The 17,249-nt window shown below is 39.6% G+C and carries 16 protein-coding genes; 4 read left to right on the plus strand and 12 right to left on the minus strand.

The genetic code is table 11. The features are described from left to right. Positions 1-41: 41 nt before the first annotated feature. Entirely contained in the window at positions 42-1,697 is a 1,656-nt protein-coding gene (locus tag ACYVBM_RS10855) for a beta-N-acetylhexosaminidase (protein WP_460685676.1), read from the minus strand. A gap of 97 nt (positions 1,698-1,794) precedes the next feature. On the opposite strand from ACYVBM_RS10855, the gene ACYVBM_RS10860 reads away from it, so the two are divergent. Continuing rightward, positions 1,795-2,277, plus strand: coding sequence for a nuclear transport factor 2 family protein (locus ACYVBM_RS10860; RefSeq protein ID WP_460685677.1), 483 nt, complete (start codon positions 1,795-1,797; stop codon positions 2,275-2,277). A gap of 44 nt (positions 2,278-2,321) precedes the next feature. Here the strand turns inward: ACYVBM_RS10860 and ACYVBM_RS10865 are convergent, their stop codons facing one another. Then, complete coding sequence (locus ACYVBM_RS10865) at positions 2,322-3,026, minus strand: class I SAM-dependent methyltransferase (RefSeq protein ID WP_460685678.1); 705 nt, start codon at positions 3,024-3,026, stop codon at positions 2,322-2,324. Between the two features lie 44 nt (positions 3,027-3,070). Further along, on the minus strand, positions 3,071-3,616 hold the full coding sequence (locus ACYVBM_RS10870; protein WP_460685679.1) for an NADPH-dependent FMN reductase: 546 nt from the start codon (positions 3,614-3,616) through the stop codon (positions 3,071-3,073). 123 nt (positions 3,617-3,739) lie between these two features. Here ACYVBM_RS10870 and ACYVBM_RS10875 point away from each other — a divergent pair, with 123 nt between their 5' ends. The 3 genes from ACYVBM_RS10875 to ACYVBM_RS10885 all read left to right on the plus strand — a co-directional run bounded on the left by ACYVBM_RS10875 (position 3,740) and on the right by ACYVBM_RS10885 (position 6,151). After that, entirely contained in the window at positions 3,740-4,762 is a 1,023-nt protein-coding gene (locus ACYVBM_RS10875) for an isoaspartyl peptidase/L-asparaginase family protein (protein ID WP_460685680.1), read from the plus strand. A gap of 103 nt (positions 4,763-4,865) precedes the next feature. Then, positions 4,866-5,219, plus strand: coding sequence for an IS200/IS605 family transposase (locus ACYVBM_RS10880; protein WP_460685681.1), 354 nt, complete (start codon positions 4,866-4,868; stop codon positions 5,217-5,219). A 191-nt stretch (positions 5,220-5,410) separates the two neighbouring features. Next, entirely contained in the window at positions 5,411-6,151 is a 741-nt protein-coding gene (locus ACYVBM_RS10885; protein ID WP_460685682.1) for a copper homeostasis protein CutC, read from the plus strand. A 4-nt stretch (positions 6,152-6,155) separates the two neighbouring features. Here the strand turns inward: ACYVBM_RS10885 and ACYVBM_RS10890 are convergent, their stop codons facing one another. The 9 genes from ACYVBM_RS10890 to ACYVBM_RS10930 all read right to left on the minus strand — a co-directional run bounded on the left by ACYVBM_RS10890 (position 6,156) and on the right by ACYVBM_RS10930 (position 17,242). After that, entirely contained in the window at positions 6,156-8,459 is a 2,304-nt protein-coding gene (locus ACYVBM_RS10890; RefSeq protein ID WP_460685683.1) for a hypothetical protein, read from the minus strand. Positions 8,460-8,501: 42 nt separating this feature from the next. Beyond that, entirely contained in the window at positions 8,502-9,632 is a 1,131-nt protein-coding gene (locus tag ACYVBM_RS10895; RefSeq protein ID WP_460685684.1) for a DUF4249 domain-containing protein, read from the minus strand. Positions 9,633-9,651: 19 nt separating this feature from the next. Next, entirely contained in the window at positions 9,652-12,411 is a 2,760-nt protein-coding gene (locus tag ACYVBM_RS10900; protein WP_460685685.1) for a TonB-dependent receptor, read from the minus strand. Further along, on the minus strand, positions 12,412-13,122 hold the full coding sequence (locus tag ACYVBM_RS10905; protein ID WP_460685686.1) for a hypothetical protein: 711 nt from the start codon (positions 13,120-13,122) through the stop codon (positions 12,412-12,414). It abuts the gene before it with no gap. Positions 13,123-13,175: 53 nt separating this feature from the next. Continuing rightward, positions 13,176-13,955, minus strand: coding sequence for a sensor histidine kinase (locus ACYVBM_RS10910; RefSeq protein WP_460685687.1), 780 nt, complete (start codon positions 13,953-13,955; stop codon positions 13,176-13,178). A 638-nt stretch (positions 13,956-14,593) separates the two neighbouring features. Beyond that, entirely contained in the window at positions 14,594-15,151 is a 558-nt protein-coding gene (locus ACYVBM_RS10915; RefSeq protein WP_460685688.1) for a hypothetical protein, read from the minus strand. 45 nt (positions 15,152-15,196) lie between these two features. Further along, the gene (locus ACYVBM_RS10920) at positions 15,197-15,838 is read right to left on the minus strand and encodes a response regulator (RefSeq protein ID WP_460685689.1); all 642 of its coding nucleotides are present in this window, start codon (positions 15,836-15,838) and stop codon (positions 15,197-15,199) included. Beyond that, positions 15,813-16,613 (minus strand): sensor histidine kinase, encoded by an 801-nt coding sequence (locus tag ACYVBM_RS10925; RefSeq protein ID WP_460685690.1) that lies wholly within the window; start codon positions 16,611-16,613, stop codon positions 15,813-15,815. The genes ACYVBM_RS10920 and ACYVBM_RS10925 overlap by 26 nt, the downstream gene beginning before the upstream one ends. Then, on the minus strand, positions 16,583-17,242 hold the full coding sequence (locus tag ACYVBM_RS10930) for a hypothetical protein (protein ID WP_460685691.1): 660 nt from the start codon (positions 17,240-17,242) through the stop codon (positions 16,583-16,585). Before ACYVBM_RS10930 ends, ACYVBM_RS10925 begins: the two co-directional genes overlap by 31 nt. Between the last annotated feature and the right edge of the window lie 7 nt (positions 17,243-17,249).

The raw sequence follows: 17,249 nt of genomic DNA on the forward strand, positions 1-17,249 counted from the left end.
ATTGAATCTTATTGTTTGGTTTATGGTGCAATTAGACGTTATTATTTGCCATAATAACTGGCTCCCCAGAGATCATAGCGTTTTTTTTGTATGTCCAGCCTTTTGCTAAAATCGTTCCAGTCTCTTTTGTCCTGGGGCGACCATAAAGATTCACAAAGTGCTGCTACACGGGGGAAGATCATATATTCAACTTTTGAAGGATTGGAAATATATTCAGTCCATAAATTGGCCTGACCACCCTGTATATATTGCCGGTATTCTGCTCCAAGCTTTTCTGGCATTAATTGCCAGCCATATACTTTTTCAACAGGCAGGAAGCCTCCTTCATTATTGGTAATGGTGAGTGAATCGTCCTTTTTTACCTGTTGGTAGTCAAAGTACGCATAAGTATTTGGTGTCATAATCACATTGTGCTTCTGGCTTGCAGCCTCAATGCCACCCTTTTCGCCACGCCAGCTCATTACCCAGGCATTAGGAGCCAGACCACCTTCAAGTATCTCATCCCAGCCTAAGAGTGTTCTGCCCTTGCTGTTAAGGTATTTTTCCATTCTTTGTACAAAATAGCTTTGCAGGTAGTGCTCTGCTTTATGTTGCCTGTCGCCTTTTATATTCAGTTCTTTAATTCTCTTCTGGCAATTAGGGCATTGCTCCCAGTTGTCTTTGGGAGCCTCATCGCCGCCTATATGTATGATTTTGGATGGGAAAAGTAGTAGTACTTCATCCAATACATTCTGTAAAAACTCAAAAGTACTTTCTTTACCGGCGCAGAAGATATCATCATATACTCCCCAGCTTTGGATTACGGCTTTCCCTGTAGTATCACCAGCCCAGTTTGCAGCTTTATTACCTTCTCTCATAAAAAACTCAAAGGAAGATTTTTCAGGAAAGCAGCTTAAAAACGGATAGGCTGCAATAGCTGCGCTTCCATGTCCGGGCATCTCTATTTCCGGAATAACCGTAATAAACCGGTCTGCTGCATATTTAACTATTTCTTTTACCTGCTCCTGAGTATAAAAGTCCCCATACCGTTGGTTTGTATTGCCTGTGCCAGGGAATTTTCCAATGATGGTACCACTGCGCCATGCCCCTACTGATGTGAGTTTAGGGTACTTTTTGATTTCTATACGCCATCCCTGATCTTCAGTCAGGTGCCAGTGAAATGTATTCATTTTATGCAGCGCGATATAATCTATATATTTCTTCACAAAGCTCACCGGGAAAAAATGGCGGGCTACATCCAGGTGCAGGCCCCGGTACTGGGTAGCGGGAGCATCGGTAATGGTTACTGCAGGAACTTTAAGTACTGTTGACTTTTGTACAGGAAGCAACTGTATAAGCGTTTGTATGCCATAAAAAGCACCCGGCCCCGTGCTGCCTTTTATAATAACTGCATTTTTATCGGCATTTAAGGTATAGCCGTCTTTGCCGGTGTTTGCAGCAGTAATAATAATACCTTTGCTACCGGCTGATTTTACAGGAAGCTTAAAACCATAGATGTTCTTTAAATAATCGTTTAAGAAGTTTGCTGATTTTATTTCATCTTTGGTTCTGGCAACAATAACCGTTTTATTGTTTATAGTAAAGGTGCCGGTTTTTTCGCTAATACTGGTTGGTTGAGGGATGATATTTACGTTTTGCGCTGTTAAAAACTGATAGCTCAATAACATAGCAAGTAAAAACGGAACTGACTTAAGCATAGCAAAGATTGTTTTATGAAATGCCAAGATAGGTATTTTTACAATACCGAAATATCAGAAATACAGTGCAAACGATTGCTTTTTAAAAAAAACGTATATGACAAATAAGCAGATAGTTGAAAATTTTTATGAGGCATTCAGCCGCAGGGATTTTGAGGCAATGAATAGTTTCTATGCCGATGATATTGTTTTTAGTGACCCGGTGTTTGGATTGCTGGAGGGCTATGAAGTGAGGGCCATGTGGCAAATGTTATGTACTGGAGCCACAGACCTTATACTGACCTTCGATGATATTACAGAAATAGATCATGAATATATCACCTGCAAATGGGTAGCTTCTTATACGTTTAGCAGCACAGGTAAAAAGGTGGTGAACCATGTAAAGGCATTCATGAAAATTAACGATGGAAAGATCATTGAGCATAGCGATGGTTTCAGGCTTAGTACATGGCTGGCCCAGGCCTTGGGGCTAAAGGGAAAGCTGCTGGGCTGGACTAACTTCATGAAGCGGAAAGTGCAGAAGAACGCCAGGAAGAATCTGGATGGATTTATTGAAAGAATGAATAAAAATAAAGGGTGATGAGTAGTGAATTATGGCCGGATATATTAAGAACAAAGCACCGGCTATTTGATGCCACCGAAAGCTGAAAAGCACAGATTTTTGTGTAATACTTCTATTTTACTGAATCCTACCCGCTGCATAAGGCCCAACTGGTAAGTTACAGAGCGGGGAGAGTCTTCTTTATCAATATATTCCAGTACTTTTTCCCGGTAATCTTTCCCTCCCAGGCTCTCAAGATAGTTGGCGTATTGACCCCAGATATAGCTGTTCAGTTTTTCATCATCCTGCGTTACGAGATCGCTTATCATTAAACAGCCACCGGGCTTAAGAATATGATACAGTTTTTGAAAAACGAACCCCCAATCAGCATCATTACGTAAATGGTGCAAAACAGCTCCTGCTAAAATGATATCAAAATGGTTTTCGGGTAAAGATATTTCCCTGATATCCCCCTGGTATGTTTGCACCAAATTACCTGTTTGAGCAGTTACTCTTTCAAAAGCTTTATCCAGCATAGGCTGGCTAAGATCTGCCAGTGTGCAGTTGAGGTTTGGCAGCTTGCTCAGCATTTTTAAAGTATAATTGCCGGCGCCGCATCCTATATCTAATAACTGCGTTGCGCCGGGAACGATACATTTGGCCGCTTCTGTTATCAGTTCCAGAGAAATAGTCGCATCGATGGTTGATTGCTGGCCGGTTTCGAGGTTTGAAAAGCGTGCTACGTCATTATCAAAGCGTTTTCGTATTTCTTCAATGGTTGATTTCATATACACGGTCATTATTAATGAGAAAAACAGGTAAAGTGATGTTGCTACTGCTTGGCGATTCTTTCGGCCAGCCACAAATATTCTGATGCAAAATTATGAATGCTTTTTTCAAAAGCAGGATCTGTTAAATCCCCGTTTTCGTCAATTTTTTTGTCAATAGCGGGTATTACAAGCATTTGCGGGCAAACTACTGTAAATAATCCCGCACCTAATAAAATTAATTGCTGGGCCGCCCTCATACCTCCAAAACCACCATTAGATGCCGTAACCACACCCAGTGTTTTATGCAATTGTTTCGGGAAATGGTCTACCAGGTTTTTAAGGGACGGCGAATAGCTGCCATTATACTCGGGTGTAACAAAAATGAATGCGTCTGCTTTAAAAACGCGTTCAAACAGGGGTTTCCATTCATCCGGCGTATTATCAATAGAATTGAATACCCGCTCTACCCAGGGTAACTGGTATTCTCTGCAATCAATGATGCCTACATGATGCGATGAGTTTTTCTGAAACCATTTTTGAACCGCGTAAGCTGCGCGCACTGTCAGGCTTTCTTTCCTGGGGCTACCGGATATTATTTCGATATTCATTTAGTAAAGTTTAAAAAATAACAGCGAAATAAAACATTTGTTTTTAAAAGTTCTGAACTTATTAAAAATCGGGTTGCAGGCTTATATTTAAAATCTTATTTTCGATTGATAAACCCCATGACGATGAATCGTAGACGTTTTTTACAAACAGGAGCTTTAACCGGTATAGCTGCTGCTATTACAGAAAAAGCCCGTTCACAGCATTTTTCTAAAGTAAGCGGGCCTGTTGTGGTTTCAACCTGGGATGCGGGGCTAAGAGCTAATAAAGGGGCATGGGAGGTGTTGAGTAAAGGTGGCAGCGCTCTGGATGCGGTAGAAAAGGGTGTAATGGTTACAGAGAATGAGCTCAACTGTTGTGTGGGCCTGGGCGCTAATCCCGACAGGGATGGATTTGTTACATTAGATGCCTGCATTATGGATCATCAGTTCAATTGCGGAAGCGTGGCTTTTTTGGAACGTATAAAGCATCCGGTTTCTGTGGCCCGGCGCGTGATGGAAAAAACACCACATGTAATGCTGGTTGGAAGCGGCGCCCAGCAGTTTGCTCTGGCCGAGGGTTTTCAGCTGGAACCGCAGGAGCTTTCTCCTGATGCCCAAAAGGCGTATGACGAATGGAAAAAAAACTCGAAGTACGAGCCCAAAATTAACAGGGAGAATACAGGGAACAGCGCGCACGGACCTTTTGCCCCCGCACAGATCAATGGAGAATGGAACCACGATACCATAGGTATGGTGGCGTTAGATGCTCACGGACATTTGAGCGGAAGCTGTACTACCAGCGGTATGGGATTTAAAATGCGCGGCCGCCTGGGCGATTCTCCTATTATCGGTGCAGGGCTTTATGTAGATGGTGAGGTAGGTGCCTGTACTGCAACCGGGCAGGGTGAGGATGTTATAAGAGTGGCCGGTTCACACAGTGTAGTAGAATATATGCGTCAGGGTTTTGGGCCCGAAATAGCCTGCCAGAAAGTAATAGAGCGTATCGTGAAAATTAAAGGTGATGATGTGAAAAAGATACAGGTGGCTTTCCTGGCAATTAACAAGAACGGGGTAGTAGGTGCCTGTGCTATTCATAAAGGATTTAACTATGCATTAAAGACCGCTACTGCTGAAAGACTGGTGGAAGCAAAGAGCTGGTTTAGCTAGGCAGGATGGAAATAATCAATATATCAATGTTCATTTTAAGGGAAACCATTACAAATTGGAACAAGTAATAAAGTAATACCTTTTGTAAAAGTATATATTCATTTTGTGCTCCAGAAAAGGGATATTTATAGATTTTGTGAATGGATATACAGACCATTGTCATTGTTTGGTTTCTATGGGAGTTGATCAAACTATTCAAGAAGTGATGCAATTAATTAAAGGCGAATCCTCTTTTTGGATAAACAATCAAGGTGTGCTTGCTGAATTACCTCCTGACTTAAGAATAGAAAAGTTTGAATGGCAGGATGAATACTTTGCTGTGTCTGTTTCAGAATCAATGATAGATAAGGTAAGAAACTATATAAAAGAACAGGAAGAACACCACTACAAAAAAACATTTTCTGAAGAATATGAAGAATTTATCAGCAAATATGGATTTGAGAAACATAAAGAATAATATTGTTTGGCTAAAGCCAATATTGAAATTGAATTTATTAGTCCTCCAGATAAATCTGGAGGCAATTCAAAAATGAGAAAACAGTTGTGAATAGGGATGTGGCTTAATCCCATCTCCGCAGAAATATAACAGCCATTGGCTTTATCCAAAAGCAGGAACAAATTACAATCACCTTTACAACATCATACAACTTGGGCCAGACATTTACCTTAGAAATTGCAACATCTGATTTTGAATCGACCAAAAGTGCAGTTGCCGGTGGCGCCGACCGGATAGAGCTTTGTGCGAATCTGGGAGAAGGAGGCACCACACAGTCGTATGGCGTTATAAAGAAATGCCGCGAAAGTTTTAATGTAAAAATATATCCTATCATCCGGGTAAGAGGTGGCGATTTTTTTTATACCGATGAGGAATATGATTGTATGTACCAGGACGCTTTGATGTGTAAGGAGCTGGGCTGCGATGGTGTAGTGATCGGCTTTCTGAATAAAGATGCTACTATTGATATAGAGCGAACGGAAAAGATTGTAGAAGCGGTAAGCCCACTGGGCGTAACTTTTCACCGGGCTTTTGACAGGTGCGCTGCACCCTTTAAGGCGCTGGAAGATTTAATACATATTGGCTGCGAAAGAATACTAACGAGTGGGCAGGAGCTGACTGCTACAGATGGTGCGGGGCTGATAGCTGAATTGAATCTAATAGCCAACGGGCGGATTGTAATCATGCCTGGTAGCGGTGTAAGGGATAACAATATACTGTCTCTCGCTGCTCAAACAAAATGTCATGAGTTCCATGCTTCATTACGCGAGCTTAAAAAAAGCGTTATGAGCTTTTTCCCGCCTGCATTTGAGCAGAATGCAGAAAATGATCATTACAGCATAGACGAAGAGAAGGTCAGGCAATTAAAAAACAGGCTGGCCTCAGGGCTTTAAGCGATCATTTGATCTCGAAGGTAGTTTCGGCATAGCAGGGAGAGCCCTTTTCCGATAAGCCATTAAATACCACCCTGTATCTTCCTTTAAAATCGGAGGAAGTGGTTTCAATAAGGTTGGTACTGTTTTCTTTCAAAGCAACATCCGGCTTCCATAGTAGTGTAGTTCTGTAATCGGGAATCCGTAGATCGCCTTTATTACCGTTTTCATAGCGGGGTATGAAAAATTCCCTGTTAAGCTGGAGTCCGTCGTATTCTACCGGCACCACAGCAGGATCAAGATCAAAGGCATCAAATCTGGAATTATAGGTTTCAAAACTTGCAATACCTGAAAAAGCAGTGTTTCCTACCAGGTATCTTCTGGGGACAACGTCCAGCTTTTTAATTTTCAGAGGGTCGTACCGGAAAATGTTATTATAATCTGAAAGCGGTACACCGTTAAGTAAAACCAGGATATTCTCATCGTATATACGCTGAAACTTTTCATCGAGGATCGTCATACGGAGTTTCGAATTCCGGAGGTTTACATTAATATTGGTTACGTATTCTCTCAGAACCTCTTCCATTGTGGAAAACCGCTTATAATCATCTAAAAGATAACTAAACTCGGCTTTACCAAAAAAGGGTAATGTATCGTTAAAAACCGGCGTTTGAAATGCATTAACCTGTTCCGGATAATAGCTGTTGGTAACCTGCATTGCGATGCTTCTTCTTATAAGTTCAGCACTATCTGCTTTGTTCAGCCATACTTTGTTAGCAGAAGCATGACAGGTCGCAAAATTTGCAAAGGGATCTATTACTTCCATTTTGTAGCTGGCGGTATTTTTTTCAGGAAAAACCTTCATAATCAGATCACCGGCCCCATAGTATTTCTTTACGTTAAATCTTACAAAACCGTTTGAGTCACTGGTACCCATGTAAAAACCAAACGGGATAGCAGATGGTACGGATAGTACGCATCTTATGCCTGCTGCAGGCTGCCCGTTCCACGAGCTGGTTACCCGGGCTGTTACAATATGCCCGTCATACTCTGGTACAAAATCATCATTAGTGCTGACGCCGGCCTTAATATTGTTTGAACCATATACCAAAAGTAAATTTTCCATTTCTGTTGCACTGTAAGAATTCCTGCTATCAGTTAGTGCGGTTGTCCAATCTTCATTGGGAGTTATACCAGCTTCCGGAAAATAGCTAACTGAGAGGGAACCTTTAATCCTGTCTGAGGTATTATTGTTCCCGATGCTAATATTAATTTTTTCCCGGGAGGAGTAAACAGTTTTATCTGTGCTAAGCTGTAATTTTTGTACTGAAGCGTTTCCGGGACTGAAAATTAAGCGTTCGGCAACGGTTTCGTTATGATTATCCATTAATATCAAACGGGTAAATCCGCTTTCGAGCCTGGATTTTGCGATGTCAATACTTTTTTTATTTGAATGAATCGTAAAACTGTCTGAAAAACTTAAGCCACTCTCCGCTGACACGACCAGGAGTGAAACCTTGCCGGCAACAATGTTAGCTGATGTGATATTTATCCTGAACAGGTCTGTTTCTTCAGTTACCGACAGGTGGTACCCTGCATTTTTAACTGCGGGCAACATTTGCACAGTGCTTACTGTTCCTGCGTAACTTATGATACCCTCATATTGCTTATCTGCCCGGGGCATGAACATAAATTGCCCGAGCCCGAGCTGGCCTGTTAAAAAACGGGCAACAGTATCTTTTTTGTTTTCGATAATATATCCGTTAGTGTTTTCAAGAGGGTGGCCTGTGTTGGTTTCTGTAACCTGCACACCTACTTTTGTCAGTACATTGTTCAGTATAACGCCACTTTCAGGAAAGAATTGGATGCGGGCTGTTTCATCTGATAAAGAATCCGTTGGAGGGCTGTTTCTGATAGTATTGATAACCGTTATTTTTTTGTAGAAGAAATATCCCGAACCGGCATTTTTAAGCTTTGAGCTATATGCAGCGAGAGTATAAACTCCGGTAGAAACATTTAAGGGTAAATAAAAGCTGCCTTCTCCACCACCATTGGTAAGACCAATTTTTGCCTGTGAAACAGGTTTCCCTGCATCATTTAGCAATTCAACATATAGTATACGGCTGCTATTAAAGTTGGTTGTAACGGTATCTGTTTTCAGCAGGGCACCAAACCATAATATTTCACCTGCCAGGTAAGAGGATTTATCTGTATATACTAATATACTTTCTTCTTTAACCGGCTCAAATGATGAAGTGGTTTGCGCACTGCTATCGGTACATACTATTATAAGTATGCATAAAAATATGCTACTTAACCACCATTTCATATATGCCAATTTATTCAACATGCTGTTTTAAATCATTTTTAGTTACCAATAAGCAGGTTGCTGAAGATTGCCTCCTCTCTGCCGGCAGTCCACGCATGCCGCCGTTGAAGAGGCATAGTCCAAAATTGTAGGAGCATTTTCCCTAGGCTCTTCCCATAAAGGGATGAACGCTCCATTGGCAAAATAAGCGACTATACTATCCCGGTTGGGAGGCACTAACTTAATATCACAAAGCTGCCTGAAATTCCATCCTTCAGGACGGCTGATAAATATGCGCTTACGGGTAACTGTACTCGCTGATATATACCCGATCACTATTTCGTCCGGATCAGTAATACACTTAATATTTCCTCTTATTTCAGAAGGCTGAGCGTCAAAAACACTACCTAATGATTCTGTATTTTTTTTCATAAGGTCAAAAAATTCATAAGCATCTTTATCCATGGCATGTTGTTTTAAAAGAATGCTATACCTTACTGATAAGCGTTCATCACCATTTGGTATCATGTTTAGCGGTTGTTCAAAAATAATGTCAGAAGTAAGTTTTGCAGAGCTTCCAAAGAGGATCCTGTTGGATTTACTATATTTCCAACATCTGAATATAAGATCAGACGGTGTTCTTTCCCTTACTAATTTGGGATGATCTTTATCGTAAATAAGTGTGGAGTTATAGTAGCTATTAATTTCCCAGGTTTCCTCATAGCTCCATTTATAGTAACGGGTATTATTTGCCGGGTCGTGCGTATTTACATATAGCTGCATGTCGCCATCCAGGCGCTTATAGGTGACGCTATCAATTTCGGGCGAAGTCTTCACTTTTACATAGCTGGAAAGATATTCTTTGCCATCAATGGTTTTGATCCTTAGCCTGTATTCATTATTTGCTGACAAAAACAGGTTGTCGCTTTGATAAGTTCCCGGGCTGATCATAGTTAATGGCCTGCTTGAATTGTCGTTGCTTTCAACGGTTACTATAGCATTGGGTTCCCCCCTTAAATTACCTGTATTCTTATCTATATCATACGTTCTAGTAATTGTTATAGTAGTAGGCTCATTTCCTGCATTTAAAACTCCTTCCACAACCAGGAAGTTAGTTGCACTTGATGGAATTTCGGGTAAATAAATGTCCTTACAGCCTGTAAAAAAAACTGGCAGCAGGAATATCCAGATCATGCTAAATATTTTATACATTTTAAAAACGGATATTATAATTAATAAAAGGTATAGCGCTTCCGAAAATAGAGAGCTGGTACCCGTTTACACGTCCACTTTCTGTGACGAAGTATACTGAATACGGATTTCTTCTACCCAGCATGTTATACACACCAAGGGTCCATGAATTATGTGTTTTTTGATGCACTTTATGGTTGCCCTCTATATTTATTGCAAAATCAGTACGGTAATAATCGGGGATACGGTATTGGTTCCTGTCAGAATATAAAACACGTTCCGCACCTTCATAATAAAACTTACCTATCGGATAGGTTATCGGCCGTCCGGTGCTGTAAGTTGAATTTAAAGAGAGACTAAAGCGATGGTTTACACGAAAATTGCCCGCAAGAACAAAATCATGCGGTTTGTCATAATTAGCAGGATAAAAGTCACCATCGTTTATTATATTTCCCAAACCTGCTTCAGCTGATCTTAACAAAATACGGGAATAGGTATATCCCAGCCATCCGTTAAGTTTACCCACCGGCTTTTTAATTAACAGCTCAATACCATACGCCTTGCCCTTTGTTCTTATAACGTCTGTTTCAATATTATGATTCATAAGCAAAGTAGCGCCCGGCTTATAATCGAGATAATCTTTAATATTTTTATAATAAGCTTCTACAGATGTTTCAATGGTATTGGAACGGAAGTTTTTATAGAAGCCCAGGGATAGCTGATCGCCTTGCTGCGGCCTTATATTAGGATCGCTTAGCTTCCATACATCGGTGGGAGAGATGGCGGTTGTATTAGACAACAGGTGGATGTATTGCCTTTGCGTATTGTAACCGGCTTTTACCGAAAAATCGTGTGTGAATGCATATCTTACAGTGAACCTTAGCTCTGGCCCGTGATAATTATTGATGATTTTGCCTTTACCATAATTGACTATGCTTTGCCTGGTATCATCGGTTACAGGCTGGCCTTCGGTATAATAGGCAACTGATTGAGGGCCCATATAAGAATACAAGGAATAACGCAAACCGGTGGTAAACGACAGCTTATTGGTAGGAGTAAAGCGGTGGGTAAAGTATAAGGCATTTTCGAGCGCCCTTTCAGTACTTACGGTATCGGGCTTTACAAATGAGCTGGAATTTAGAGGTTCAAAAGTGCCGGGCTGCAACCTGTAAACAATAGTGTTCAATCCAAAATCAAAGCCATGCTTTTGGCTATGATAATATACAAAGTTGATCTTCCCAAAATACTGTCTGATGTCAAAGAATAGTTTAAAGGCATTTACATAGTTCTCGCCGCTTTTTATATCATATTTATAATAATCATAACCTCCTATTATTTCGCCCTGTAATCTTCTTGAAAAACGGTGCTGCCATTTTAAAGAAAAGTTACGGTTGGTATAGCCATAAGTGGTATCCTCGTTCAGCTTAAACTGATCGCGGCTATAATATCCGTTCAGGTAGATGTTGTCATTGCTGTCTATATGGTGTGTAACGCCCAAATTAAGATCCTGGAATGAGGCCCTGCTTTTATCATAATTATCAGGTAACAGGTCGATAAGCCAGTTGGCGTAGGTAGTACGGCCCCCGAAAATGAAAGATGTTTTATCTTTTGCAATAGGCCCTTCGAGCTGCAACCTGCTGGTAACAAGTCCTATGCCTGCGGATCCGGATATTTTCTTTTTATTTCCTTCCCTGCTGTTGATATCTAAAACCGATGAAAGCCTTCCGCCGTATTTTGCCGGAACAGAGCTTTTATAGAGCTCTACATCTTTTACAATTTCTGGGTTAAAAGCCGAGAACATGCCAAAAAAGTGTGAAGGATTGTAAATGGTGTTTTCGTTAAACAATATAAGGTTCTGATCGGCCGATCCCCCACGTACATTAAATCCTGTACTGGCTTCGCCTACTGTTTTCACACCGGGTAAAGTAGTAATAACCCGTAAAATATCGGTTTCGCCAAAAACAGTGGGTACCTTTTTTATTTCGTCAATAGATAAGCGGGAAACGCCCATCTGTGCAACTCTTATATTTCTTGTTCTGGCAGATGACACCACTACTTCTTTAAGAGTAGGTATTTGCTCCTGCATATCAATATCCATTCTTCCGTCTGAGTAAACCATCAGGTTTAAGTTAGTCTCTCTTATCCCAAATCCAACAATATTAAGCAGGTGTTTGCCAGGCGGTATATTTAAAGAGTAGTTACCGTAAGTGTCAGATATGGCAGAATATTTATCATCTACCAAGACTGAAACATTAGGAAAGGGCTCGCCGGTCCTTGAACTTCTTATCGTTCCATTTAAAAGTACCGTAGCTTGCATGGGGGCATTTTTATTACCTATTTCATGTATTTTATTCTCTGCTGTCACTTTGTGGTCTTTACCCTCAAAACCGTAATCAGCAATAGCTTCAGCAGCTGATACCGGAACGTTTTTTTTGTCATAGAACCCGGTGGGCAGCGTAGTAAGCAGTTTTATTTGCGTTGTTATATATATTTTTTGCTCTGCTACATCTATACCAAATTTTAAAAGCGTGGATTGCAGTGCCCTGTTTAACGCCCTATCCAGCGGTTCTTTTTCTATCAATACATCTATATGTAAAGAATCCAGCTGTGTTGTATCGTAGTAAAAATAAAAACCAGTCTGCTTTTCGAGGTCTTTAAAAAAATCTTCGGCTTCTGTTTTTTCATATTTGCCCGAAACCAATGGCAGTTCTTGTCCTTTTGCAGAACTAAAGCACAACATTGCAGTTAGAAGTGATACAAAAAGATATACTGTTATACGCATTTATGGTTGCTGGTTGTAAATATAAATACCGGTTGTTATAAAGTCCTCGAAGTTTTTCTTAAACGTCAGGTTTTGAGATCTTAGCTGCTTTGCAATAGCCTGTTTTTTTTCCTTAACCAGCTTATAGAATGCTCTTTTTGAGGTTACAGGATAATATTGATCATTTTTTAATATGTAAAACCTATCTGTAACTATAAAATTGCGTTCAACGGTCATGCCGTCTATAGTTTCTTTTATTACTTTTTGCCGTTTACAAAACAGCGATAAGGCTCCACGCTCAATTATTTGATAAAATCCGGTTGGAACAGCGTTACTGTCGATTCTTATAAAATAATAATTTTTGAATGTAAAGGCGGATATCCTGTTACTGAACAGAAGATATGGCAAATTATCATTATTTCGTACAATCAGCTCATCGGTGTAGATGTCGTAAATAAGCGGCAGGTCTTTATATGCTACCCCATCATAAACAATGGTTCCGATTTCTCTTTGTACATCATTGAAAAATGCCGTGCCTTTAATATTGGATGAGTAGCCACCGAAAAGGCGGCCGTTATATATGGGTAAATCCTGGCCAAATGTTTTATAGAAGACCGAAGGTAAATAGGTCGGTGCTTCAGCAAAAACAGCTTGCTGCCCCAATACTTTACCACGAAAAAACAGGAGTACCCAAAGGAATACCAGATATTTAATTTTGAACAGCACTGTCATGGTTGGATAAAGATAGGAAACAGAAGCATCTACGCAAAAAAGCTTTACGTTTCTTAATAATCCAGGGCGATTTTAATGGCTGTACCTTCTTCTGATGCACTTTTAAGCTCATAGCTGGCACCGATGGTTTTTGCCCTGCTCTTCATATTGATCAAACCGATACCAGGCGCCTGCATGTTTTCGGGGAAGAAGCCCTTCCCATTATCTTTGATCGATACCGTAAGGGCGCCGGGTTTGGGCTCTATACTAATTTCGATATGGCAACCGGGTGCATGTTTGGTGGCATTACTGATGGCTTCCTGGATGATCCTGAATAAAATGATTTCTTTTTTAGGATCCAGGCACACCGGCTGGTCTGTGGTTTGAAGTGTGGCAGTGCATATTCCCAATTTATTTATTTTATCAATTTCCAGCTGAACAGAATGGATAATACCGCTTGTTCTTACTTTTTCGCCTAACAAGGTTTGAGATATATGCCTCAGATCCTGCAGGCTGTCTGTAATAATATCCCGGCATGACCGGAGTTTTTCATTGCCGGCATTTTCTTTTTCCTGTAGTAAAAGATTCAGATAGATGGATGCAGCAGACAACTGCTGACCAATATTGTCATGCAGTTCCCTGCTGATTTCATCAAAAGCTTTTTCCTGTATTTCAATGGTACTCTTTAACAGATCTTCATTAAATTTTGTTTGTAATAAATGTTTTTCTTTTGCGTTTTCCTGCTGCTTTTTATAGTATGTAATGATAAAGAAGATAATAAATCCTGCAAGAATTCCAAACAAAAGAATACCTGTTATAATAAAAACATATATTTCAGAAATATTATCCTGCATTTATAGTTCTTTTGTTGCGCCTGCTATTCATATAAATTGCAATGCCCACGATAATATAGTTTTGCAATGTCAGATAATAAATAATACTGTATACTGCACCAGCTTTATCACTCTTTAAGAGTACATTAAAAAAACTCCAGCAAAGAAAAGTAAACAAATACAGAAATAGGCAGGAAGCGTTGTACCAAAACAGTTCCTGTTTGAACAAAGATTCCTCTTCAATTTTTAATAACATATTTCTGAACACCAGCAGTGCGCATAAAACATATACAGGACTTGATATAAGTATATTGTTAGACGGGAACTGCCAGATGTTTTGAAAGAAAACAGCATTGAGAAAAAATGCTACAACAAATATCGGCCACGACCAGGCAATAACTGGCCTGCTTTTTTTGAGATAAAAACTGTAAAAAGCTGTAAGAAAAAAGTATTGCAAGGAAAAATAGACAGGATATACCGGGGAACTATTACGGTATTCTTTTGCAAAGAGGCGGCTTAAGCATTCACTTATGAATGTTACCACGATAAATATAGTTAAAAGCTTAAAAGGGCTGTTTAATTTTCTGAATTTAAACAGCCCAATAAGAATAATTATAAATAAGATAGTAAGATATATTAAAAATCTTGTAGACATAAAACTAAATAGGCGATTCTTCTCCACAACGTGTGGGGCAGGGGTCTACTGTATCGAAGTAACCACCTTCATCTTTGATATCGCTGAGCGGGCGTCCAGCTATATTATCTACTTTCTGCACACTATTGGTTTCTTCTTTTTTAGCCGGAACTGTACCTCTTACAACAAGGTTAAGCGCCTGTCTTTTATCTTGAGAGTAGGAGTTTACTTTACCAAAGTAAATGCTGTACCCTACGATATTAGCATCTTTATCTGATTTTTTTATTACACTATCAATACTCTCCAGCGTTTTCTTAGAAAGCCAGAAGCCGCGTAGCGTTTCTCCTTTTTCGGTAATTAATTTATAGGCCTCACCAAGAGAATCTTGCGAGGCAATGTAGTTGTTCAGGTACTCTTTAGCGAGTTTCTCTGGTATGGGGCCGGCCTTTGTAGGTAACGTTGGAGCATTACCGCTATTCTTACTTCTTACCATATCAAAAACATAGAATAGTAAAAACCCTAATAAAATAAGGAATAAGTAAAAAGGAATTTTTTTTACAGAGAGAGATTCGTTAGCTGCCATAATTTTTCAGTTTTACTATAATAAATATTAAATGTATATGCAATCTTACAATTTTACAAATTCTTTTCTCAGCGCTTCAAGACAAAGCCCTACACGACTTAGCACATTAAATTTTTTAAATAATGATTCACGATAGCCATCTATAGTCCGCTCACTTAAATTCATTTCAGCAGCAATTTGCTTATAGGTAAGATCGCTACAGGCGTATTGCAGGAAGATCATTTCTTTAGACGTAATCTGTATCTCTTCTTTCTCTCCTGCTTTCATCAAAATACGCCTGAAGCTGATATTGCCGGTATCTGCGTTGTAATAGCCTTTCCTGTTGATTTCATCTAATGCTTTTTCAAGCTCGTTGGGATGGGTATCTTTAAGCAGATACCCGCAGCATCCTGCCTTAAACATAGAAATGATCGCATAATCATCTGCATTCATTGAAAGCGCCACGGGTTTTATCTGAGGATAATTTTTAGTTAGCCATTTTGCGGTCTCAATGCCATTCATTACCGGCATGTTAACATCTATTAATATAATTTCGGGAAGCGCTTTTGTTTTTCCAAGCTTTTCCTGCATGTCCTTCCCGTTTGAAGCCTCCAGCATTACTTCGTACACCTTAAAGCTTTGGAGCATGAGGCTGAGCGATTTTAAAAAAAGCTGATGATCATCAACAAGGCCAATTCTGGTTTTCATCTTTTTCTGATTTATCGGGTATAAATATAGTTACTATTGTACCGTTTTCTGAAGATTTATATACAATATGCCCTCCTAATAGCTTAGCACGGTATAACATATTGGTCAGCCCCATTCCTTTTTTTATAATGTTCGGTTTCATTTCCCGTCCGTTATCCGATATACTGATTTCGACGTATTTCCTGTTTCTGTTAATGCAAATGTCAAGGGTATTACAGCCACTATGCCTGAGTGAATTTTGTATAGCTTCCTGTATGATCCGGAAAAGAATGATTTGTTTGGAGGAAGAGAAAAAGGGGTCAAGTTGAATATAGAGGGCTGCATGGATTACCCCGGCGGCATTTATCCGCGCAACCTCCATTTTAAGGTTTTCAAGCAGGTTGAACTGAGACAGCCATTCTTTATCAAGAAATTTAGATAGCGACCTTATTTCATGTATGGCTTTACCGAGTGTGGCATTAGCTGTAATCAGGGCATCCGGCGGAGTTTTTAGGCTGCGCTCTGCAAGTCCCATCAGCATCCGGGAAGTGCTGAGTAGTTGTCCTACATTATCGTGAAGCTCTTTGCCGATTTGGGAAAATGTCTGCTCCCGGACTTCTATCTGCGAACGCAGTAGTTGTTGGTCAAATTCTGCTTTTAACAGCTTCTTTTCTTTTGAATGCTTGTGATCTATGCGTTTATAGGCCATTAGAAGAGTGACAATAAATAAAGTGATCAATAAAAGAAATACAGATGCACCGAGTATTACAACAATATTGTTCGATAATTCTTGCATAAAACACCGTAACTTATATACAGGCTGCAGATGAATAATAAAACATTATGAAAGCGCCATAGCACAGCAATAGTATTGCTATCTGTATGGATGAGATATTTATAAGATATAAATATAAAGAACGCTCCTGCATAATAAGTGAAAATGCCTACGATGCACCAAAATATACTTGTCTCAGGAATACTTACTTCTTCAGATGTATTAATAAGTTGTCTGTAGAAGAAATAAACACAGAGCACAACAATTATAAAATTTTCAAGAGCTGCACTGATACTGTTAAAATAGGATACGCCACCACCATTTTTTACAAGAAAAAAAGAAATGAACGAATAAAGAAGAAGCAGGATATAAAAAAAAGCAGATTTTAAATGTACCAGCTTTTTTGCAAAAAGGTATAACAGTACTAAAAAACAGGCGGTAAAATTTATTTTGTAAACCCAATAGTTATTGCCGTCAATTACTCTTTCAATGATTGTTGCGACAGTATTACAGTATAGTTGTACCGAACAAAATACTAATATCAGCAGCATTTCATCTGAAAGGCTTTTTTTATAGGCCATTAAAAGGCTTACTGCTATTGCCGGACCAATACTATCCAGTATATTTAATATTTCTGCTAAACCTTTCATGTTTTTC

The sequence above is a fragment of the Niabella aquatica genome (assembly GCF_054779315.1).